The 20,399-nt window shown below is 66.5% G+C and carries 21 protein-coding genes; 10 read left to right on the top strand and 11 right to left on the bottom strand.

Features of this window, described 5'->3' with window-relative positions; genetic code table 11:
* Positions 1-16 precede the first annotated feature (16 nt).
* From ACODSD_RS11930 to hmpA, 3 genes are all read right to left on the bottom strand, one after another.
* Complete coding sequence (locus ACODSD_RS11930; RefSeq protein ID WP_107799633.1) at positions 17-874, bottom strand: endonuclease; 858 nt, start codon at positions 872-874, stop codon at positions 17-19.
* Positions 875-970: 96 nt separating this feature from the next.
* Positions 971-1,420, bottom strand: a complete 450-nt coding sequence (locus ACODSD_RS11925; RefSeq protein WP_488877456.1) for an Rrf2 family transcriptional regulator — start codon at positions 1,418-1,420, stop codon at positions 971-973.
* A 198-nt stretch (positions 1,421-1,618) separates the two neighbouring features.
* The gene (gene hmpA / locus ACODSD_RS11920; RefSeq protein ID WP_488877455.1) at positions 1,619-2,836 is read right to left on the bottom strand and encodes an NO-inducible flavohemoprotein; all 1,218 of its coding nucleotides are present in this window, start codon (positions 2,834-2,836) and stop codon (positions 1,619-1,621) included.
* A gap of 249 nt (positions 2,837-3,085) precedes the next feature.
* On the opposite strand from hmpA, the gene ACODSD_RS11915 reads away from it, so the two are divergent.
* The 7 genes from ACODSD_RS11915 to crcB all read left to right on the top strand — a co-directional run bounded on the left by ACODSD_RS11915 (position 3,086) and on the right by crcB (position 8,536).
* A complete protein-coding gene (locus ACODSD_RS11915) occupies positions 3,086-3,877 on the top strand; it encodes an oxygen-binding di-iron domain-containing protein (RefSeq protein WP_488877454.1) in 792 nt (263 codons plus the stop codon).
* Positions 3,870-5,255 (top strand): type IV pilus assembly protein FimV, encoded by a 1,386-nt coding sequence (locus ACODSD_RS11910; protein ID WP_488877453.1) that lies wholly within the window; start codon positions 3,870-3,872, stop codon positions 5,253-5,255. The genes ACODSD_RS11915 and ACODSD_RS11910 overlap by 8 nt, the downstream gene beginning before the upstream one ends.
* 8 nt (positions 5,256-5,263) lie before the next feature.
* Complete coding sequence (locus ACODSD_RS11905; protein ID WP_488877452.1) at positions 5,264-6,316, top strand: hypothetical protein; 1,053 nt, start codon at positions 5,264-5,266, stop codon at positions 6,314-6,316.
* An 18-nt stretch (positions 6,317-6,334) separates the two neighbouring features.
* Positions 6,335-6,883 carry a GTP-binding protein gene (locus ACODSD_RS11900; RefSeq protein WP_107799639.1) on the top strand — a complete coding sequence of 183 codons (549 nt, stop codon included), beginning with the start codon at positions 6,335-6,337 and terminating at the stop codon, positions 6,881-6,883.
* Positions 6,880-7,512, top strand: coding sequence for a peptidase M23 (locus tag ACODSD_RS11895; protein ID WP_227107887.1), 633 nt, complete (start codon positions 6,880-6,882; stop codon positions 7,510-7,512). The genes ACODSD_RS11900 and ACODSD_RS11895 overlap by 4 nt, the downstream gene beginning before the upstream one ends.
* 48 nt (positions 7,513-7,560) lie before the next feature.
* Positions 7,561-7,923, top strand: coding sequence for a roadblock/LC7 domain-containing protein (locus tag ACODSD_RS11890; protein ID WP_048410238.1), 363 nt, complete (start codon positions 7,561-7,563; stop codon positions 7,921-7,923).
* Positions 7,924-8,146: 223 nt separating this feature from the next.
* Positions 8,147-8,536, top strand: coding sequence for a fluoride efflux transporter CrcB (gene crcB / locus ACODSD_RS11885; protein WP_227107886.1), 390 nt, complete (start codon positions 8,147-8,149; stop codon positions 8,534-8,536).
* Positions 8,537-8,662: 126 nt separating this feature from the next.
* On the opposite strand, the gene pcp is transcribed toward crcB, so the two are convergent.
* The 7 genes from pcp to pxpB all read right to left on the bottom strand — a co-directional run bounded on the left by pcp (position 8,663) and on the right by pxpB (position 14,393).
* Positions 8,663-9,307, bottom strand: a complete 645-nt coding sequence (gene pcp / locus ACODSD_RS11880) for a pyroglutamyl-peptidase I (protein ID WP_227107885.1) — start codon at positions 9,305-9,307, stop codon at positions 8,663-8,665.
* Entirely contained in the window at positions 9,304-10,314 is a 1,011-nt protein-coding gene (locus ACODSD_RS11875) for a DUF2891 domain-containing protein (RefSeq protein ID WP_488877451.1), read from the bottom strand. The genes pcp and ACODSD_RS11875 overlap by 4 nt, the downstream gene beginning before the upstream one ends.
* Before the next feature lie 9 nt (positions 10,315-10,323).
* Positions 10,324-11,310, bottom strand: coding sequence for a DUF979 domain-containing protein (locus tag ACODSD_RS11870; RefSeq protein ID WP_486635371.1), 987 nt, complete (start codon positions 11,308-11,310; stop codon positions 10,324-10,326).
* Positions 11,307-12,020, bottom strand: a complete 714-nt coding sequence (locus ACODSD_RS11865; RefSeq protein ID WP_107799645.1) for a DUF969 domain-containing protein — start codon at positions 12,018-12,020, stop codon at positions 11,307-11,309. Before ACODSD_RS11865 ends, ACODSD_RS11870 begins: the two co-directional genes overlap by 4 nt.
* Positions 12,021-12,083: 63 nt before the next feature.
* A complete protein-coding gene (gene pxpA / locus ACODSD_RS11860; RefSeq protein ID WP_253314439.1) occupies positions 12,084-12,821 on the bottom strand; it encodes a 5-oxoprolinase subunit PxpA in 738 nt (245 codons plus the stop codon).
* Positions 12,806-13,738 carry a 5-oxoprolinase subunit C family protein gene (locus tag ACODSD_RS11855; protein ID WP_486635372.1) on the bottom strand — a complete coding sequence of 311 codons (933 nt, stop codon included), beginning with the start codon at positions 13,736-13,738 and terminating at the stop codon, positions 12,806-12,808. The genes pxpA and ACODSD_RS11855 overlap by 16 nt, the downstream gene beginning before the upstream one ends.
* Positions 13,731-14,393 (bottom strand): 5-oxoprolinase subunit PxpB, encoded by a 663-nt coding sequence (pxpB, locus tag ACODSD_RS11850; RefSeq protein ID WP_227107880.1) that lies wholly within the window; start codon positions 14,391-14,393, stop codon positions 13,731-13,733. The genes ACODSD_RS11855 and pxpB overlap by 8 nt, the downstream gene beginning before the upstream one ends.
* 155 nt (positions 14,394-14,548) lie before the next feature.
* Here pxpB and ACODSD_RS11845 point away from each other — a divergent pair, with 155 nt between their 5' ends.
* From ACODSD_RS11845 to ACODSD_RS11835, 3 genes are all read left to right on the top strand, one after another.
* Positions 14,549-15,058 carry a winged helix DNA-binding protein gene (locus tag ACODSD_RS11845; protein ID WP_081546777.1) on the top strand — a complete coding sequence of 170 codons (510 nt, stop codon included), beginning with the start codon at positions 14,549-14,551 and terminating at the stop codon, positions 15,056-15,058.
* A 479-nt stretch (positions 15,059-15,537) separates the two neighbouring features.
* Complete coding sequence (locus ACODSD_RS11840; RefSeq protein ID WP_107799649.1) at positions 15,538-17,961, top strand: putative bifunctional diguanylate cyclase/phosphodiesterase; 2,424 nt, start codon at positions 15,538-15,540, stop codon at positions 17,959-17,961.
* 96 nt (positions 17,962-18,057) lie between these two features.
* Positions 18,058-18,852 (top strand): iron-containing redox enzyme family protein, encoded by a 795-nt coding sequence (locus ACODSD_RS11835; protein WP_227107878.1) that lies wholly within the window; start codon positions 18,058-18,060, stop codon positions 18,850-18,852.
* Between the two features lie 117 nt (positions 18,853-18,969).
* Here ACODSD_RS11835 and gltX read toward each other — a convergent pair whose 3' ends face one another.
* On the bottom strand, positions 18,970-20,355 hold the full coding sequence (gene gltX / locus ACODSD_RS11830) for a glutamate--tRNA ligase (protein WP_488877450.1): 1,386 nt from the start codon (positions 20,353-20,355) through the stop codon (positions 18,970-18,972).
* Positions 20,356-20,399 lie beyond the last annotated feature (44 nt).

Below are 20,399 nucleotides of genomic sequence, written 5' to 3'. Positions count from 1 at the left end.
CGCCCGGCCGCCGCGCTCAAGCGCCGCACAGCTCGGCCAGCCGCTGCGGCTCCGCCACCAGGAAATTGCCCTCGCCCTGCAGTTGAACGATGCGCGCGTCGCGGCGGCGCTCCCAGGCGTTAACCGGATACTGGCGCGCCCAGGCGCACATCAGTTGCTGGTCCTGACGGCTCATGCGCAGCTGGTAGCGCGCGTGCATGTACAAGGTGATGCGCGCCGCCGCGCCGCGTACTTCCTCGCGCGGCTGGAAACGCTTGTTGCCGAAATCCGTCACCGATTGGCATTGGCCGTACATGGTCGCCGGCTTGCGGCTCCACGCGCCGTAGGCGAAGTTGGCGCGGTCGCCGTTGACCTCGCCCACCGCCGGCACCAGATTGTTCAGATCGCCTTCCGCCATGCGGAACACCGGATCGCTGGACGCGCAGTTCTTGCGGCCGCCCTGCTGCCAGCATTGGCGCTGATGGCCCAGATTCCAGGCCGGCACCACGTGTTCCCACTCAATGCGGCTGGCGCGGGTTTCGGACTTGCGCGGCACATAGCCGCAGGACGCCCAATCCACCGCCTTGCCGCGGTAATCGCAGCCGCAATAGAAGTCCTGCTCCATGCCGGAGAACACCCGCGGCAGCACTTTCTTGGCGTTGGAAAAATCGCGGTGCCCCACTTGCTTGACGCCGCTGACCAGCTGCGCCGCCTGGACCCGGCCCGGCGCGCCGGCCTCGGCCGCGGGCCGCGTCGCCTGCTCCAGTTGGCGCACCACGGCCGCTCCGGCCTTGGCCAGGGTTTTGACTTCCGCGGATTGGCTGATTTTTGAAAATTCGGCCGCGTCGCAGCCGGCCAACAATAAAACGACGGGGAGAAGGATGGGATAACGCATGGCGGGCAGTGTAAGTACCCGCCGCGTTCACGACAATAAGATACAAAAAATATTACAAATGATAATCCATGTGAATCTCAACAAAATACGCCAACATCATTTTGAGATGGGCAAGGGCTGCCGATGCAGCCGGACGATGGCCTCGCCGGTGGGCGCGGCCATCATATCGCGCAAGGTGTATTGGTCCAGCGTACGGAAAAACGCCGCCAGCGCCTCGTCCAGCGCGCCCTTGAGCCTACAGCCCGGCCGCAGCGCGCACGGCGGGTCCGCGCAATCTATCAACTGCGACAGTCCTTCCAGCGTGCGCACCACCTCGCCGACGCGGTAGCGCTCCGGCGCCCGCGCCAGCGCCAAGCCGCCGCCCTTGCCGCGGCTGGTCTGCAGCCAGCCCTGCTGCGCCATGAAGTGGACGACCTTGACCAGATGGTTGCGCGACACTTCGAAACGGGCGGCGATTTCGGGAATGGTGGCCAACGGCCCCTCTTCCTGCCAGGTCAGATACATCAGCACGCGCAGGCCGAGATCGGTAAAACGGGTCAATTGCATGATCTTAAAAACCTGTTCAAAGCCTCGCGAGTCAGCGCGAGACAAGGCAAAAATGGCTGAAGAAGCGAAGTGTACACATGGTACACCAGCATTCTAAAACTGTTTTCAAGGCCCTTTCCGACCCTATCGCGGACGCGCGGCGGACATTGAACAGGTTCTAAAGCCCGCCGCTCAATAGAGCGCGGGCCTTGCCGCGGCTCAGCCGCCGACGGCGTTGGAGCCGAACACCTCGAAATGCACTCGTTCCGCCGCCACGCCCAAGTCCAGCAGGCTGGCGCGCTGCGCCAGCATGAAGCCCACCGGGCCGCACAGATAATAGTCGGCGTCCGGCAGCAGCGTCATCTCGCGCAGCTGGCTCAGTTGCAGGCGTCCCTGCTGCTGATAGTCCCGGTCCAACACGTCCTCCGCGCGCGGCGCCTCGTAGCAGACATGGGCGCGCAGCTGCGCGTGGCGTTCCTGCATCTGGCGCAAACCATCGCGCATCGCGTGCGCGCCGCCGTGGCGAGCCGCGTGCAGGTAGCGGATTTCGCGACGGCTGCCGGTTCTCAGCAAATGCCGCAGCATGGACAGCATCGGCGTCTGACCGACGCCGGCGCTGATCAGCACCACCGGGCCGTCGCGCTCTTCATGCAGGAAGAAATCACCCTGCGGCGCGCTCAGCTCCAGAATGTCGCCCTCCCGTTTTTCCGCGTGCAGCAGATTGGATACTCGCCCCGCCGGCTTGCCCTCGCCGCCGTCCTCGCGCTTGACCGAAATGCGCAGATATTCGTCGTTGGGCGCGTCGGACAGGCTGTACTGACGCGGCTGGACCAGCCCCCATTCCTCGACGAAGCATTTGACCGACACATACTGGCCGGGCCGGAAGCCAGGCACCGCGCCGCCGTCGGCCGGCGCCAGATAGAAGGAAGTGATTTCCTCGCTCTCCGCCACCTTGCGCGCGATGCGAAACGGCCGCCAGCCGGCCCAGCCGCCTTCGGCGTTGGCGCTGGCGCGGTACAGTTCTCGCTCCTCCGCGATCAAGATGTCCGCCAATTGGCCGTAGGCGGCGGCCCAGGCCGCTATCAGCGCCGGCGTCGCCGCCTCGCCCAGCACTTCCTGGATGGACGCCAGCAAATGCTTGCCGACGATGGGGTAATGCTCGGCGCGGATGCCCAGGCTGACATGCTTGTGCGCCACCCGGGTCAGCACCGGCGCCAACGGCGACGGGTCGTCTATGTGCTGGGCGTAGGCCAGCACCGCCATGGCCAGCGCCTGTTGCTGCTGGCCGGAGTGCTGATGCCCCTGGTTGAAGATGTTCTTCAGCTCCGGGTTATGGCTGAACATGCGGCGATAAAAATGACTGGTCAGGCTCAGCCCGTGTTGCTGCAACACAGGAACGGTGGCTTTGACCAGGGCGCGGGTTTCGGGACTCAACATGGCGGGCTCCTAAAGATGTGTGCTTAATACATTTTATTGTGGGTAAAAAACGCCGACTCGGCGCCGGTCGGCTTAAAGATGTAAAAATAATACATCTTTATGGCGACGCTGTCACCGCCGCGTAAAAATATTCCTTCCGGGTGAGCTTGACCCAGGTCAAGACCCCAACCATACCGCTTGCATAATATCTGCGCATTCTTACGGCATAACACGTCCATTCGCGGGCGGGCCAAGCAGACGAGGCGGTTCATGGCATTGGTGCTTTACGACGACGGCAATCACAAATGCGTCGCCTTCACCGAACTGGTGCAGGGCGAAGGCATACAATCCAATCAGTTCGCCATCATCGACCAAGGCGAGGGCATTCTGCTGGACCCCGGCGGCAACCTCACTTACAAGCACCTGATCGCGGAACTGGCCGATTACTTCCTGCCCTCCCACACCCGCTACATCTTCGCCTCGCATCAGGACCCGGACATCATCGCCTCGGTGGGCGGCTGGCTGCTGATCACCGACGCCCAGGTGATCATCGCCGAAGAATGGACCCGCTTCCTGCCCCACTTCTGCATGCGCGGCGCCACCGCCGGGCGGCTGGTGGCGATTCCGCCGCGCGGGATGTGGATGCGGCTGGGCGGCGCGGACCTGCAAATCGTGCCGGCCCATTACTTGCACACGGTCGGCTTTTTTCAGATCTACGACCCGATCAGCAAGATCCTGTTCTCCGGCGACATCGGCGCCTCCTTGATGGACGGCCACGCGGCCGGCCTGCCGGTCAGCGACTTCGACGCCCACCTGCACGACAGCCACATGCTCGCCTTCCATCGCCGCTATATGTCCAACAACAAAGCCTGCCGGCTGTGGGTGGACATGGTCCGCCGGCTGGACATCGAATGGATCGTGCCGCAACACGGCGGCTCCTTCCAGGGCAAGCCCATGGTGAAGCGTTTTCTGGATTGGTTCGAAACCCTGGAATGCGGCACCGATCTGATCGGCCCCGCCGATTTCACGCCGCCGTCGCGCGAGGCGCCGCGCCATGACTGACTGGCTGCCGCAGAACCCCGTCGATCTGGTCGTCGGCCTGGCGCTGGCCATGGGCCTGCTCGCCTTGCTGGCCGCGCTACGCTGGCAGGCTCGCCGCGACCGCGCCGCGCAAGCGCGGGACGAGGACATCTCCTTGGCCGAGCCGGACCCAACGGACGCCGGCGACGCCGAGCAGCCCTATCAGGTGGACGAGCTGGATTCGCTCGCCGAAGTCGACATCTTCATCGAGTTCGGCTATCTGGAACAGGCGGCGCAGGCCCTGCGCCACTATGTGGACCGACAGGCGCCGCACTCCTCCAAGCAGTTGCTGCGGCTGGCCGGCCTCTACCTCAAGACCGGCGCGCTGGACGACTACGCCGCGATGCTGGAACGACAGCACGATCTGGCGCTGATCGGACGGGAAGCGCTGGAACAAGCGGTGGAAGCCGGTCTGCGCGTCGAGCGCAATCAGCTGGCCCTGCGCGTGCTGGCGGAACAAAGGCTGGGCTGGGGGCCGGAGGCCATCGGCCTGCGCCTGGGCGACGACGCGCCGGAACTGGCGGCGGAAGACGCCGAGGAAACCACGGCAGCCGTCCTCACCGCCCATCCGTCTCAACCCTCGCCTCCCGTAGCCGGACGGCCGCAAGTCTTGCTGCACGGCTGCGCCCCGCTGTTTCCGCTGAATGAGCGGGAGAAGGACGCCATCGCCGCGCTGCTGCCGGCCGAGCGTCAGGCCAAAGTCTGGCTGCGCTGGCAGGAATACGCGGCGGCGACGGCGGCGCTGGAACAGACGCTGACCTTGCGCCCCCACTCGCTGACGCATTTGCTGGACCTGCTGCACGCGCATTACCGGCAACGCCAGCTGCCGCGCTATGCGCGGACGCTATGGCGCTTCCATCTGGCGCTGGGCGAACACGGCGCCGGCCTCAAGGAACAATTGATCCACGCCGGCTGGCTGCTGGGCGCCCATCCGGCGCTGGACCTGCTGGCGCGACGCCCGGACAGGCCGGAACTGGAACGCATCGGCCGCAGCTTCGGCTTCAGCGGCGCGCCTCCGGCCGCCGCGCCTCAGCGCCGGCCGCTGGTGACGCGGCGGACCGAGACGGAGGCGGCCGAGAATCTGGACGCGCGCGGCGAGGCCGACGCCTACCTCAACGAAGGCCAGGTCGACATGGCGATCCAGACCTTGGAGCAAGCGGTGCTGAGCCGGCCGGAGGACGCCGCCAACTATCCTCCCCTGTTGCAGCTATACCGCCGCCAGGACGACCGGGCGCGCTTCCAGTGGCTATTGCGGCAACTGCGCGGCCATGTGGCCCAACTGCCGCTGGAAGTCAGCGCGCAGCTGGCCGGTTTCGACGCCGACGCCGGCCCCGCCCGCCGGCGCATGCTGGCCGCCTGAGCACGCCCATGCCGCGCGCCGCCCCTCCCGCCCCCGATATCGCCGTGCTCGCCGTCGGCATGGACGATCGCAAGCTGGCCCTGCTGCGCATGGCCTTCCGCCTGCACCACAGCTTGCGCTACCGCTTGCTCGAATCCCCGTCCGACGAACGCGCGCCGGACCTGGCCATCGTCGATGTCGACAGCCCCGTCGGCTGGCAGGCCTGGGAAACATTCCGCCGGCGTCATCCGGCGCTGCCGGCCCTGATCGTCGCCGCGACGCCGCCGGAGCGCGCGCCCGTCCCGACGCTGGCCAAGCCGCTGCGGGTGGAGACCCTGTTTCCTCAACTGCAAGCGGCGCTGCGGCGCGCGCCCGACGCGGCAAGGGCAGCGGAAGCGCTCCCGGCGCCCGCGCCCCGGCCCGAACCGGTCGCCGCTCCGGCTCCGCCGCCGTCCATGCCGTCGATCTCCATCGCCCGCTTCGACCCCCGGCGCGGCCTGCTCGGCGCGACGACGCGGCTGGCGCGCCAGCCTAGGCCGGCGCTCTTGCTGGCCGAGGGCCGGCCGCTGCTGTGGCTGCGGCCGGACCGCGCGCAAGCGCAATGCCTGCAGCCGGCGGAGCAATTGCGCGAGCTGTGCCGGCAAGACGCGCCCGCGCTGCACGCTCAAGCCGCCGGCGCCAGCGCCGGCGTCATCACCCAGCCGCTGCCGGCGCTGCTGTGGCAGTTGGCGATCTGGAGCAGCCAGGGCCGGCTGCCGGCCGGCATCGGCGCGGACACTCCGCTGCGGCTGAGGCAGTGGCCCAACCTGACCCGGCTGGCGGCGCTGCCGGACGCGACGCGACTGAGCGCGCTGCTGACCAAGACACCGGCCACGCTGCGCATCATCATCCGGCTGCTGCGCGTCGATCCCGAACACGCCTGCACCTTCCTCTCCGCGGCCCACGCGCTGGGCCTGCTGGACTGGAACAGCGACGCGCCGCCCCTGAAAGTGATCTCCAGCGCGCCGGTGCGCCCCGACGCCGTCGCGCCCGAACGCGCCGGCCTCCTGTCCCGACTCTTGCAAAAAGTGACCCGTTTGTGAGCCTCACGACCTTCCATCATGCGCAGCCCAGATAACAAAATCCTCTTCGCGGGCCCGGTGGGCGCGGGCAAAACCACCGCCATCGCCGCCATCAGCGACATCGCCCCGATCCGCACCGACGCCAAGGCCAGCGACATGACCTTGCATCGCAAGGACCACACCACGGTGGCGCTGGACTACGGCATGTTGCGCCTGGACGCCGACACCAAGATCCACCTCTACGGCACTCCCGGCCAGGAGCGTTTCGACTTCATGTGGGACATCGTCAGCCGCGGCAGCATCGGCCTGATCCTGCTGCTGGACCACAGCCGCGCCAATCCGCTGCAAGACCTCGGCTTCTTCCTGCGCGCCTTCGAGCCGCTGCTGCGTCGCGCGCCGCTGGCGCTGGGCGTCAGCAAGACCGACCTCGCGCCGCTGTCCGCCACCGCCGTCTACGCCGACGCCCTGGCCGCCCGCGGGCTGAGCGCGCCGGTGTTCGAAGTGGACTGCCGCCGCCGCGAAGACATCAAACAGCTGCTGCTGGCGCTGCTGTACTCGATAGACCCTGGCCTGGGAGAACCGCAATGAACGAAGAACTGCGTCTGAGCGGGCCGCTTTATCCAATGGCCACGCCGGCCGGCGCCTTTTACGCCGTCGCCGGCGCGGAGGCCGACCTGACCCGCCGTCTGCTGCTCAACATCCTGAGGCTGGGCCATGCGGTGCCGTTAAGCGAACCCTTGCTCAGCGAATGGTGCGACGACGAACTGGAACAAGCGCTGGCCACCCTTTACCGCTTGCAACGGCTGGAATTCGTCCACGGCACCGCCGAGCCGCGGCCGGCCGCCGCCGGCAACCTGGAAAGCCAGTTGCCGGAGCTGCTGGCGGCGCTGTCCGGCAGCGGCCAGGCGCTGCTGGCCGACGACAACGGCCTCTATTACGCCACCGCGGGCTTCCGCCACGAAACCGCCGAGGAAATCGCCGCGCTGGCCGGCGACCTTATGTCCTTGAGCCGCCGGCATCACCTGCTGCTCAAGAACCACCTCAACCTGGGCAGCGCCGCCTGGGCCTCGGTGGATCCGGCCGGCCGCAGCCAGCTGGCCTTTTACCCCTTGCACGTGGCGCAGCAGGCCTTCGCGCTGATCATAGGCGGCGAACCGCGGCTGCAAAGCGAAGCCTTCGTCGGTCTGGTGGAGCTGCTGGTGCGCCGCTACGCCTGAACCCCGGCCGCGCGGCGGCCGGCGCATTGAACAATCCAGGAGAAACCCATGCGTGAACAAATGCTCAAATCCATTCTGAGCGACCTCAACGGCGCGTCCGCCGACATCGAAGCGTCCGCCATCATTTCCGCCGACGGTCTGACCATGGCGGCGCTGCTGCCGCAAGAGGTGGACGAGGACCGGGTCGGCGCGATGGCGGCGGCGATGCTGTCCCTGGGCGAGCGCACCGCGCGCGAACTGGCGCGCGGCGGCCTGGAACAGGTGATGGTCAAGGGAGAACACGGCTACATCCTGATGAGCCACGCCAGCCCTGACGCGGTGCTGACCGTGATCGCGCGGCGCGAGGCCAAGCTGGGCCTGATTTTTCTGGACGCCAAGCGCGCGGCGCGCAGCATTGCCGAAATCCTTTAAATCAACGGCTCAATGTCTGCTGCGCGTAACCGGGCTAGCCGGGCAAAGGCCTTGAAAGCCGCTTCGGAAATGTCCATTCCCCCTTGCGCGTTCCGCCTTCTCGGCGGTTTCGCCTTGTCTCGCCCCGGCGCGCGAAGCTTTGAACTCGCTCCGGCAAACCGGCCTATACTTGGCGGCGTCTGGCCGGCACAATAGGGTTTTGCTTTTATGCCAGACCCGCTCCATGTGGAAAACCATACTCGCCATCTCCGTCGGCGCCGCGCTGGGGGCGCTGCTGCGCTGGGCGCTGGGCGTCAAGCTCAACAGCCTGTGGCCCAGTCTGCCGCCGGGCACCCTGGCCGCCAATCTGGTCGGCGGCTACATCATCGGCCTCGCCGTCGCCTTCTTCGCCAGCGCGCCGGGCGTGTCGCCGCTATGGCGGCTGCTGGTGATCACCGGCTTCTGCGGTGGCCTGACCACCTTCTCCACCTTCTCCGCCGAAGTCGTCTCCCTGCTGCAGCAACAGCGGCTGCTGCCGGCGCTGACCGCCATCGCCGTCCATGTCTGCGGTTCGCTGCTGGCCACCCTCGCCGGCATCGCCAGCTGGCAGTGGCTGCGCGCGCTCAAGAGCTGAACGCCGTCCAAGAACGCGCTTAGCCGTTCACACCGCCAGGCTTCGCGGCGGGGAGCGCGGCATGCGGCGGCGCGGGAACGCTTGCAGACCGTACCCGCCGTGCCGCGCCGTGGATCCTACACCGCGCTAATGCGTCGCCCCGCCGGTTTCCACGATGTCCGTCGTCGCCGTCAACGCCGTTTCCAGGGCCAGCCTCAGGCCGGCGACTATCGTCTCCAAGCTCATGCTGGCCGCGCCGGGATGCGCGGCGGCCTGCTCCGGCAGATACGGGATGTGAATGAAGCCGCCGCGCGCGGGCGTTCCGGCCAAGGCGTGCATCAGGCCGTAGAACACATGGTTGCAGACAAAGGTGCCGGCGCTCTGCGACACCGCCGCCGGAATGCCCGCCGCGCGCAGTGCCGCCGCCTGGGCCTTGATCGGCAAGGTGCTGAAATAGGCGGCCGGCCCGCCCGGCACCACCGGCCTATCTATCGGCCGCCGCCCGGCGTTGTCCGCGATGCGGGCGTCGTCGACATTGATCGCCACCCGCTCGAGCGAAAGCTCGGGCCGCCCGCCCGCCTGCCCCACCGCCACGATCAGCGCCGGCCGCAGCGCGGCCAACTCCTCGCGCAACACGGCCAAGGCCTCGCCGAACACGCAGGGCAGCCGCCGCGCCGCCACCGCCGCGCCCGCCAGCGTCTCGCCGTCCAGCCGGCGCACGGCCTCCCACGACGGGTTCACGCTCTCGCCGCCAAACGGTTCGAAGCCCGTCAACAAAATGGTCTTGCTCATTCGCACTCCCCCTCTTCCAAGGCCAGCAGGGCGAAAGTCCCCAGCCAATGCTCGCCGGTGTAATGGCCGCTGACCACGTGCGGCAGGCCGGCGTCCAGATGCGCCCGCACGCTTTGATTCAGCAGAGGCCTCCAAGCGTCATCCGGCGGCAAGGCGGCCGTCAACTGGCGCAAACACCAGGCGCGGCTCAAATTCAGACCGATGAGGTGACCGATCTTGGGGTCCGAGCCGTCGCTGACCCGGACCGGGCTCAGCAAGGCAGCGCTGCGCGGCAAATCCGGCGAGAAGGCGCGCAGCCAGTCGCGGAACGCCTCGGCCGACAATAGCCGGCCAAGCAGCAAGGCCTGACACAGGCTGGGCGACAGAAAGTCGTCGCCGCTCGGTTCCAGCCGCGTCGGATAGTCCGCATCGGCCAGGAAGTAACGCCGGGCGGCCGCCTCCAGCGCCTGCGCCAGCTCGGCATCGTCGGCGGCGCGGGCGTAGTCCAGGCTCAGCAGCAAGGCGAAGGCGGTGTTGGCGTGCCCGCCGCCGCGGATCGGGTAATCCTGCAAAGGCAGAAACCTCAACCAGCGCTGGCGGATCAAGGCCAATAACGGCTGCATCGCCGCCCGCCATGACCCGGCTTGCGGCAAATCCCAGGCCTCCAGCTCCTGCGCCAGGGCCAGCAGCCAGGCCCAGCCATAGGGCCGCTCGAAACTGGCGCGGCCCGGCGCGGCGAAATAGTCCGCCTCCGCCTGGAAAGCCTGCGGCGTAAAATGGCCGGCGAACAGGGCGGCGATCTCGGCCTGCTCCGGCAAGGCCGGGAAACGGCGAGCCAGCCGCGCCAGCAGCCAGAAGCCGTGCACGGCGGAGTGCCAGTCGTAGCAGCCGTAGAACACCGGGTGCAAATCGCGCGGCGCGCGCGCGTCCTCCGGCCCATTCAGCAGATGGCTCAGCAGATTCGGATATTCCCGAACCAGGCCGGCCAGCGGCAGCGCCGCCAGCTTGGATGCTTGTTGCGGATTCATGCGGTCTCCTCAACGGAACACGATGAAATACATCAATAGGATATTCACGCCCAGCAAAGCCAGCGCGGTGGGAATCTGGGTCTTGATCACCAGATATCGGTCCTTCAGCTCCAGCAAGGCCGCCGGCACGATATTGAAATTGGCCGCCATCGGCGTCATCAGCGTGCCGCAATAGCCGGAATACATGCCTATCGCCACCAGCGGCGCCGCGTCGGCGTGATGGCCGACGATCAGAAAAGGCAGCGCGATGCCGGCGGTCATCACCGGGAAAGCCGCGAAGGCGTTGCCCATGATCATGGTGAACAGGGCCATGCCGATACAGTAGATCGCCACCAGCAGAAAACGATTGCCCGGATCCACGAACAAGCTCACCGCTTCCTGCACCGCCTGGCCGGTCTTGGCGGCGACGAACACCCCGCCCAGCATCGCCAGCATCTGCGGCAGGATGGCGGCCCAGCCGATGGCGTCCACCAGACGGCGCGATTCCCGCACCGCCTGCAGCGGCGTTCCGCCGGTCAGCCTCCAGCCCAGCAGCACCGCGCAAACGCAGGCCACCGCCAAGGCGGCCAGGGTCAGATGCTTCTGATCCAGCAAGGCGAGACCGCCTACCCCCACGCCCTTCAGCGCCAAGGTGCAGGTCACGGTCAGCAGGGGAATCAGCAAGGCGGGCAGGAAGATCTTGTTGCCCAGGCGCTGGGCGGCGTCCTGCCGCTGCCCATCGCTTCTTTGGCCATAACTGCCCGGAGCCAGCAGGCCGGCGCCGGCCAATAGGGCCAGCGCGACAACAACGAGTCCCACCAGGCGGTAGGTCATCGCCTTGCCCAAAACGGCCGTCATCAAGTCCCCGAACAAAAAGGTGGCGCCGAACAAGAACCAGAACAGCGCGGTGGTGTAACGCTTGGGGTTGCCGCGGTCGCGCAGCGTCATGCCCACCAGGAGCATCACCACGATGCCGATCAGATAATAAACGTCATTGATGCTGAACCATGCATTCATGCCGCGGCCTCCTGTTTCGCGCGCCAGGCGGCGATATCGCCTTGCAGACTGGCGTCAAGCCGCGCCAAGCGCGCCATATGGATGATCAGCGCGCTGATGGCGGTGGGAATCGCCCACAGGCCGATGTGCAGCGGCTCGATATTGGCGATGCCGTTTTCCTTGAGGAAGGCGTCCATCAGCAAGACCGCGCCAAAGGCGATGAAGATGTCCTCGCCGAAAAATACGGCGATATTGTCGCAGGCGGCGGCATGGGCGCGGATGCGGTCGCGCAGCGCCTGAGGCAGCTCCCCCAGTTGATTGGCCGCGGCGCCTTCCGCCATCGGCGCCAGCAGGGGGCGCACGGTTTGGGCGTGGCCGCCCAGATTGATCAGGCCCAGCGCCGCGGTCAGCTCGCGCACCACGAAATACAGCATCAGGATGCGCGCGGTGGTGGCGCTCTTGATGCCGGCTATCCATTGCTGCGCGCGCTCTTTCAAACCGTAGCGCTCCAGCAGGCCGATCACCGGCAGGATCAGGATAAAGGTGGCCAATTGACGGCTATTGAGGAATTTCTCGCCGAAGGTTTCCAGCAGCGTCCCCAGGTCCATGCCGACCGCCAGGCCGGTGCTCAGACCGGCGGCGGTGACCACCAGCAGCGGATTGAAGCGCAAAGCGAAGCCCGCCACCACGACGGGAATGCCCACCAGGGGCAGATAGGATGCAAGATCCATGCAGTTTCTCCTTTGTATGATGGAAATGGCCGCCTGCGGACGGCTCTAGTTTCCGGCTAACGCTCACAAGGCGACGATGTTTACCCCCTCCTGTTCCAAGCGTTGGCGCAGCAGCCGCGCGAAGTGCAGCGCGTGCGCGCCGTCTCCGTGCAGGCAAACGCTGTCGGCGCGAAGCGCCAGCTCGCCGCCGTCCAGGCAGGCCACGCGACCGCGCAGCACCAGATCCAGCGTCTGACGCAAAGCCTGCTCCGCGTCTTCGATCACCGCGCCCGGCGTTCCGCGCGGCGCCAAGCTGCCGTCGGCCAGATAGGCGCGGTCGGCGAACACCTCTTCCACCGCCTGCAGACCGTGGCGCCGCGCCGCGCGGCCGGACTCGCCGCCGGCCAGGCCGACCAGCCTCAGCTCAGGATCCCAATCCCTCACCGCGCGGGCGACGGCGTCGGCCAGCGCCGGATCGCGCGCCGCCTGGTTGTACAGCGCGCCGTGCGGCTTGACGTGACGCAGCCGCGTTCCGGCGGCCTTGGCCATGGCCGCCAGCGCGCCCACCTGGTACAACACGTCCTGGTACACCCGCTCCGGCGCGCGCTGCATAGTCCGGCGGCCGAAATGTTCCCGGTCGGGAAAGCCGGGATGGGCGCCCAGCGCCACGCCTCGCCGCGCCGCCGCCTCCACCGCCAGCCACATCTGTTCGGCGTCGCCCGCGTGCCAGCCGCAGGCGATGTTCACCGAACTGACCTGATCCATAATCGCCGCGTCGTCGCCGCAGCCCTCGCCGATATCGGCGTTCAAATCGATCTGCATGCCTGACTCCAGTCCTGTCCCTGCAAGTACCGGCGCAGACGCGCGCGCGCCGTCGCCGCCTGCTGCGCGTCCACCATCTCGAAACGCAGCTTGGCACCCGGCCGCGCCTGCGCCAGCTTCCACAAATCCGCCTCGATCACGCAGGCGATGCGCGGATAGCCGCCCGTCGCCTGCGCGTCCGCCAGCAACACGATGGGCTGGCCGCCCGGCGGCGCCTGCACCACGCCGGGCAGCACGCCGTGGGACGGCAAGTCCCCGTCGGCCTCGCGCGCCAGCGCGTCGCCCTGCAGGCGGTAGCCCATGCGATTGCTCTGCGAGCTCACCGTCCACTCGCCTTCGCTGAAGGCCTGCCGCGCCTCCCGGGCGAATTGCCGCCACTCCGGGCCCGGCAGCGCGCGCAGCGTCGGCGACCAAGCAAGATTGCGCCGTCCCAGCCGGCCAGACAGCGCCGCCGCCGGCCCCAGCGGCAAGCGGTCGCCCGCCTCCAGCGCCCGCCCCATCCAGCCGCCCAGACCGGCCTGCAGATCGGTGGCGCGCGCGCCCAAAGCCAGGGGCGCGTCGATGCCGCCGGCCAGGGCGAGATAGGCGCGCATGCCGTGGCGGCAGCCGCGCAGCAGCAGGCGCTGGCCCGCGCGCGCCGGATAACGCCAGCCGCTCCACACCGGCTCGCCGTCCAGTTCCGCGTCAAAATCCGCGCCCATCAAGGCGAACCAGCCGTCGCGCAGAAAGCGGACGCCAAACGGCCCCAGGGCCACCTCGATGCCGGCCGCATCCGCGGCATTGCCCAGCAGGCGGTTGGCCATGATCAAGGCCGGCGCGTCCAGCGCGCCGCTTTGCGCCACGCCGAGGTGGCGCAAGCCGCGCCGGCCCAGGTCCTGCACCGTGCTTTGAATGCCGGCCTGCGTGATTTCAATCATCTCCGCCCTCCTGCGGCACAAAGCGCACGCTGTCGCCCGGCAGCAGCAGGGACGGTTCCGCGCGCCGCGGATCGAATAATTTCAATGAAGTGCGGCCGATGATCTGCCAGCCGCCGGGGCTGGTCGCCGGATAGATGCCGGTCTGGCCGCCGCCTATGCCCACCGAGCCGGCCGGCACCGCCAACCGGGGCTCGGCGCGCCGCGGCGTGGCCAGGCGCTCGGGCAAGCCGCCCATATAGGCGAAGCCGGGCTGAAAGCCGAGGAAGTACACCACGTAGTCGGCCGCGGCATGAGCGGCGGCGACATCCTCCTCGCTCAAGCCCGCATGCGCCGCCACCGCGGCCAGGTCCGGACCGTGGCGGCCGCCGTAGCGCACCGGCACGTCCACCCGCCGCAAGCGAGGCTCGGCCTCTTGCGCCGCCGCCCAGCCGCGGCGCAAGCGCTCCAGCCAGGCCTCGCCGTCGTCGGCGTCCGGATCGAAAATCAAGGTGAGATTATTCATGCCGGGCACCACGTCGATCAGCCCGGCCGCGCCCGTCAGCGTCTGCGCCAGCCACCAGATGCGGCGCTGACACGCCAGATCGGCCGGCTTCGCGCTCTCCAGCACGGCGGCGCGTTCGCCCAGCAAGTAATAGCGCATTGGGTTCGATGCCAAACCATTCTCCATATGCAACCGTCCGCCTCGCGGCGCTCGAATTTATTATTTTGCAGACAAAACATCTATAAATTATTTGTATTTATTGGCGATGTCCAGCACAAATGACGTTTTGCTATACTGGCCGGCCAGCCACCTCGTCGCCAGGCCCGTCCATGAACGCTCAACGCAATATCGTCTCCTCATCGCATCTGGTTTCGGAGCGTTGCGCCGAACTGTCCGAGTTCGAATTCGGGCTGATCGTGGCCAACAACGCCTTCAACCGCTGGATGATCCGCTGCATGGCGGCCGCGGGAGAAACCGATATGACCGCGATGGAGGTGTCGCTGCTGCATCACGTCAACCACCGCGGCCGCAGCAAGAAACTGGCGGACATCTGCTTCGTATTGAACATCGAAGACACGCACGTGGTGTCCTATGCGCTGAAGAAGCTGGTGAAGATGGGCTATGTCGGCAGCGAAAAGGTGGGCAAGGAGGCTTTGTTCGCCACCACCCAGGCCGGCGTGGAACTGTGCCAGCGCTACCGCGACGTCCGCGAGCAATGCCTGATCAACGCGCTGATAGACAACGGCGGCCAACAGGCCGATATCGGCGACAACGCCCAGTTGCTGCGCATGCTGGCCAGCTTGTACGACCAGGCCTCTCGCGACGCCGCCTCCATGTAAGAAGCGCTTCAAAGTCCGCGGCGCTTCAGCGATACGGCGTTGAAAACCCGTTCATAAGAGAGCCGGCGCGGCGGCCGCGGACCAGCCCTCTTCCCCCTCTCGCGCCGCCGCCTCCCACCGGCGCGCGCACGCGCGCCGACCGCTCCCCGCCCCGCCTTGCGCGCGCCGGCCGCCGCCATGGTCAAGCCAATAGCAAGCCCATGGAAATTAGGCTATTCATTTATTATCAAACTTTCTCATCTAAAATAAACATTCGATATAGTTGTCAAAAACATTGAATAATTTCGAATGGGATGATAAAAACGCCATACACCGGCACATAGACCGGTGAACTTCCGCCCGTCGGCGGGCGCGCCGCGACGGGCAGGCTCCGGACTCAAGCGCGGCGCCGGCTCGCCGCTCGGGCCGGAGATGTCGGCGGCGGCGCTTGATGGGGACCATTAGCCGCATAGTTACCATATTCATCAGCCGGAACCGCCATGAGGTCGAATACCGCCAACCGACAGTTGCTCTTTGTCGTGCTGCCCTTCCTGCTCATTGTCGTCATGCAGGTGGCGCTAAGCGCGTTCAGCCTCTACGTGGTGTCCACCGCCCGCGCCTACGTGGCGGGGGAAGGCCTGTGGTCTAAAGCGCAGAAGGACTCCATCTACCACCTGACCCGCTACGCTCAAACCGGCTCCGACCACGACTTCCAACGTTATCGGCTGGCCATCTCCATCCAATTGGGCGACCACCGGGCGCGGCTGGCGCTGGACCGCAAGCCACCGGATCTGGACACCGCGCGCCAAGGCTTTCTGGACGGCGGCAACCACCCCGACGACATCGAAAACATCATCCGCGCCTATCTGTGGTTTCACCACGTCAGCTATCTGGCCGAGGCCATCCGCTATTGGAAAATCGGCGATTACTACCTGCAGGAAATTCAGACCATAGGCGAGCAATTGCGCCAAGGTTACGCCGACGGCTCCTTGAGCCAGGACGACAAGGCCGCCCTCACCTCGCAGATCGCCGAGATCAACGAAGCGGTCAAGGCGCCGGCCCAGGGCTTTTCCCGCGTGCTGGGCAACGCCTCGCGCGAGGTGAGCCAGGCGGTCTGGCGCGTCAATCTGCTGGTGGGCCTGCTGCTGGTGCTGCTGACCATTTTGCAGATCCGCCGGCTGATCCAGGCCTCGGACAATTACAAGGCCGCCTTGCAGGCTGAGCAGCAACGCGCCGAGATCACCCTGCAATCGATAGGCGACGCGGTGATCACCCTCAATATGCAAGGCGCGGTGATCTATCTGAACCACAGCGCCAAGCGCATGCTCAGCCACCTGGAGACGGAAAGCCTGGGCCTGCATTTCGACGAATTGCTCAGCCTGATCAAACAGGGGCAGGACAAGGACAGCACGCTGAGCTTCGCCGAGCTCTGCCGGCTGGACGAAAGCAGCCGCACCTATCCCAAGCTGAACATGCTGCGCCACAACGCGATTCCGCTGCAGGTCAGCCTGGTGGCCGCGCCGATACGCGACCGCCGCGGCGAGCAATACGGCATCGTGCTGGTGCTGCACGACAATACCGCGGAACAGCAATACATCAACGAGTTGTCCTGGCAGGCCAGCCACGACGCGCTGACCGGCCTGCTCAACCGCCGGGAGTTCGAAACCCGCGCCATCAAGGCGATCAAGCAGCTGGGCCAGGCCGAGGCGTCGCTGGCGCTGATGTTCATCGATCTGGACCAGTTCAAGCTGATCAACGACACCTACGGCCACGCCGCCGGCGATGAACTGCTGTGCCAGATCAGCCGTTCGGTGGCACGGCGGCTGCGCGCCTCGGACACGCTGGCGCGGCTGGGCGGCGACGAGTTCGGCGTCTTGCTCGGCAACAGCTCGGTGGAATCCGCCATCGCCAAGGCCAATAATCTGCGCCAGGCCATCATGGAATGCAGCTTCCAGTGGGAAGGCAACCAATTTTCCATCAGCGCCAGCATCGGCCTGGTCTGCGTGTCCGACGCCGACACCTCGCTGGCCGAGGTGATGCGTTCGGCCGACATCGCCTGCTATATGGCCAAGGAAAAAGGCCGCAACCGCATCCAGCTCCACATCCCGCACAATTCCGAAGTGTCGGCGCGCTTTCACGAAATGGACTGGGTGCAAAGGCTGCGCCAGGCGCTGCGCGACGACAGCTTCACCCTCTACGCCCAGGACATCGTCCCGCTGGCCGCCCATCCGGAACGCGGCCGCTATGTCGAAGTGCTGCTGCGCCTCAACGCCGACGACGGCAGCCAGGTGCCCCCCGGCTTGTTCGTGCCGATCGCGGAGCGCTACGGCCTGATGACCGAAATCGACCGCATCGTGGTGGAAAAAGTGTTTCAGGAGCTGGCCTTGCTGCGCCGCGCCGGCAATCAGGACATCCGGCATTGCGCGATCAATCTGTCCGGCTCCACCTTGTGCGACGACGGCTTCCTCGCCTTCGTGCAGCAGCAGTTCCAGCGCAGCGGCGTGCCGCCGGAGCTGATCTGTTTCGAGATCACCGAAACCAACGCCATCGCCAATCTGGAAGCCGCGCAACGGCTGATCCACGAGCTGCGCCGGATCGGCTGTCTGTTCTCCTTGGACGATTTCGGCACCGGCATGTCCTCCTTCGCCTACCTGAAGCATTTGCCGGTGGACTTCCTGAAAATCGACGGCAGCTTCGTCCGCGAGATGGCGACGGACCCGATAGACCACGCCATGGTGGAAATGATCAACCACATCGGCCACGTCACCGGCAAGCGCACCATCGCCGAATTCGTCGACACGCCCGAGATCGTGGCCGAACTGCGCAAGCTGGGCGTGGACTACGCCCAGGGCTTCCACCTGAGCCGGCCGGAGCCCTTCGGCTTCCGCCACGCGCATGGAGACCGCCGAATGCGACAGCAATAGGCTACCGGCCTGGTTGTCAGGCCGGATCTGGGCGGCCGGGAGGCCGCCGCGTCTGGCCGGCTTGGCCCGGCTTTGCTTCTAAGGAAAGGGGACACCATGAGTAAAGAGATCGGTTTTGTCAGGAGCGGCCCGCTGATGGACCTCCACAGCTATCCGGAATGGACGCGGGAGCTGGTACGCCATTGCGACGCCTTCAAACGCCAGGTGGTGGAACACGAGTTGTTCCGGCAAATGCGCGACGGCGTGCTGCCCGCCGCCATCCACCAGGCCTTTCTGCGCGGCGGCTGGCCGGTAATCGAACAGTTTCCGCAATACATGGCCAAAAACCTGCTGAAAGTGCGCTACGGCCAGCATCGCGGCCATGATATGGCGCGCCGCTACCTGATCCGCAACATCCGGGTGGAGCAGAACCACGCCGACCACTGGGTGCAATGGGCCGCGGCGTCCGGCGTGGACACGGACAGCCTGCTGCGCAACCCCCAGGCGCTGGAAACGCTGAGCCTCAGCCACTGGTGCCATCAGGTCTGCGAGCGCGAATCGCTGGAGGTGGCGATGGCGGCCACCAATTACGCCATCGAAGGCGCCACCGGAGAATGGTGCGCCGCCGTCTGCTCCAAGGAGGACTACGCCCGGCAGTTCCCCAAGGAAAAGCGCGCCAAAGCGATGAAATGGCTGGCGCTGCACGCGCATTACGACGACGAACACCCCTGGGAGGCGCTGGAAATCATCGTCACCCTGGTGGGCGAAAATCCAAGCGCGCAGCAAGTGGCCGAGTTGCGCCACGCCATCTGCCAAAGCCACCGCTACATGCGCCTGTTGCTGGATCATTATATGAGCCAGCCCGCGCCTGAGACTTGCGCGCGCGTCTGCGCCGAGCCGGCGCTGGCCTGAGGATCTGTTCAAGGCCTGGCAAGAGGCGCGCGCCTGCGCCGCATGGGCGTGCCGCCTAAAACAAACCGCCCCGCAAGCCAACGCTTGCGGGGCAGTTTTTTAGCGGCGACGGCCGGCTCAGCCGCGCAGGCGACGCAGCACTTCGTCCTTGCCGATCAAGGCCAGCACCGCGTCCACCGACGGCGTCTGCGTGGTGCCGCACACCAGCACGCGCAGCGGCATGCCCAACTGGCCCATCTTGATGCCCTCTTCCGCGCAGAAAGGCTTGAACAGCTCGTGGATGCCTTCCGCGGACCAGGCGTCCAGCGCCGCCAGCTTGTCGGCGAAACGGCCCATGCGCGCCACGCTGTCGCCGGACAGATGCTTGTCCACGTCGGCCGCGGCGGCCTCGCGCTTGCGATAGAAATAATCCACTTCCAGCGCCAGCGCGTTCAGGTCCTGCACCCGCTCCTTGACCAGGGCGATCACCTCCTCGATGGCGGGCCCGCCGGCCAGCTCGACGCCGGCGGCGGCCAGGCGCGGCGCGATCAGTCCGGCCAGGCGGCCGTTGTCCGCGTTCTTGATGTGCTGGGCGTTCAGCCACATGAATTTTTCATGGTTGAAGCGGCTGGCGGACGCGCTCACCGCTTCCAGGCTGAACCACTCGACGAACTGCTCCATGGAGAAGAACTCGTCGTCGCCGTGGCCCCAGCCCAGGCGCGCCAGGTAGTTGAGCAGCGCTTCCGGCAGAATGCCCTTGTCGGCGTAGTCCACCACGCTGACCGCGTCGCGGCGCTTGGACATTTTCTGGCCGTCCTCGTTGAGGATCATGGGCAGATGGCCGTACACCGGCAGCGGCGCGTTCAAGGCCTTCAGGATATTGATCTGGCGCGGGGTGTTGTTGACGTGGTCGTCGCCGCGGATCACATGGGTGATCTGCATGTCCCAATCGTCCACCACCACGCAGAAGTTATAGGTCGGGCTGCCGTCCGGACGGGCGATGATCAGATCGTCCAGTTCCTGGTTGGCGATCTCGATGCGGCCCTTGACCGCGTCGTCCCAGGCCACCACGCCGTCCAGCGGGGTCTTGAAGCGCACCACCGGGGTCACGTCCGCGGGGACGGCCGGCAAGGTTTTGCCGGCTTCCGGACGCCAGCGGCGGTCGTAACGCGGCTTCTCGCCGCGCGCTTCCTGCTCCGTCCGCATCGCTTCCAGCTCTTCCTTGCTGCAATAGCACAGGTAGGCGTGGCCGGAGTCCAGCAATTGCCGGATCACGTCCTTGTAACGGTCGAAGCGATGGGTCTGGTAGAACGGACCTTCGTCGTAATCCAGGCCCACCCAGTGCATGCCGTCCAGAATCGCCTTCACCGACTCCGGCGTCGAGCGCTCCAGATCGGTGTCCTCGATGCGCAGTACGAACACGCCGTCGTTCTTGCGGGCGTAGGCCCAGGAAAACAGCGCGGTGCGCACGCCGCCGATATGCAGATAACCGGTGGGACTGGGAGCGAAACGGGTACGGATCATGGTGACTCAGGCTCGAAAATCGTGAAACGGCTATTGTACGCCGG

It is taken from the genome of Chromobacterium sp. FG22 (assembly GCF_057809415.1).
This window is presented reverse-complemented; position numbering and strand designations above follow the sequence as displayed.

Bases quoted from the DNA above. Each gene is read 5' to 3' on its own strand.
- ACODSD_RS11930 (WP_107799633.1), bottom strand. From the start codon at position 874: ATGCGTTATCCCATCCTTCTCCCCGTCGTTTTATTGTTGGCCGGCTGC.
- ACODSD_RS11895 (WP_227107887.1), top strand. From the start codon at position 6,880: ATGAACGAAGAACTGCGTCTGAGCGGGCCGCTTTATCCAATGGCCACG.
- pxpA (WP_253314439.1), bottom strand. From the start codon at position 12,821: ATGCAGATCGATTTGAACGCCGATATCGGCGAGGGCTGCGGCGACGAC.
- ACODSD_RS11870 (WP_486635371.1), bottom strand. From the start codon at position 11,310: ATGAATGCATGGTTCAGCATCAATGACGTTTATTATCTGATCGGCATC.
- ACODSD_RS11910 (WP_488877453.1), top strand. From the start codon at position 3,870: ATGACTGACTGGCTGCCGCAGAACCCCGTCGATCTGGTCGTCGGCCTG.
- ACODSD_RS11925 (WP_488877456.1), bottom strand. From the start codon at position 1,420: ATGCAATTGACCCGTTTTACCGATCTCGGCCTGCGCGTGCTGATGTAT.
- ACODSD_RS11865 (WP_107799645.1), bottom strand. From the start codon at position 12,020: ATGGATCTTGCATCCTATCTGCCCCTGGTGGGCATTCCCGTCGTGGTG.
- ACODSD_RS11840 (WP_107799649.1), top strand. From the start codon at position 15,538: ATGAGGTCGAATACCGCCAACCGACAGTTGCTCTTTGTCGTGCTGCCC.
- ACODSD_RS11845 (WP_081546777.1), top strand. From the start codon at position 14,549: ATGAACGCTCAACGCAATATCGTCTCCTCATCGCATCTGGTTTCGGAG.
- ACODSD_RS11900 (WP_107799639.1), top strand. From the start codon at position 6,335: ATGCGCAGCCCAGATAACAAAATCCTCTTCGCGGGCCCGGTGGGCGCG.
- ACODSD_RS11890 (WP_048410238.1), top strand. From the start codon at position 7,561: ATGCGTGAACAAATGCTCAAATCCATTCTGAGCGACCTCAACGGCGCG.
- gltX (WP_488877450.1), bottom strand. From the start codon at position 20,355: ATGATCCGTACCCGTTTCGCTCCCAGTCCCACCGGTTATCTGCATATC.
- pcp (WP_227107885.1), bottom strand. From the start codon at position 9,307: ATGAGCAAGACCATTTTGTTGACGGGCTTCGAACCGTTTGGCGGCGAG.
- ACODSD_RS11835 (WP_227107878.1), top strand. From the start codon at position 18,058: ATGAGTAAAGAGATCGGTTTTGTCAGGAGCGGCCCGCTGATGGACCTC.
- ACODSD_RS11855 (WP_486635372.1), bottom strand. From the start codon at position 13,738: ATGATTGAAATCACGCAGGCCGGCATTCAAAGCACGGTGCAGGACCTG.
- hmpA (WP_488877455.1), bottom strand. From the start codon at position 2,836: ATGTTGAGTCCCGAAACCCGCGCCCTGGTCAAAGCCACCGTTCCTGTG.
- crcB (WP_227107886.1), top strand. From the start codon at position 8,147: ATGTGGAAAACCATACTCGCCATCTCCGTCGGCGCCGCGCTGGGGGCG.
- ACODSD_RS11875 (WP_488877451.1), bottom strand. From the start codon at position 10,314: ATGAATCCGCAACAAGCATCCAAGCTGGCGGCGCTGCCGCTGGCCGGC.
- ACODSD_RS11905 (WP_488877452.1), top strand. From the start codon at position 5,264: ATGCCGCGCGCCGCCCCTCCCGCCCCCGATATCGCCGTGCTCGCCGTC.
- ACODSD_RS11915 (WP_488877454.1), top strand. From the start codon at position 3,086: ATGGCATTGGTGCTTTACGACGACGGCAATCACAAATGCGTCGCCTTC.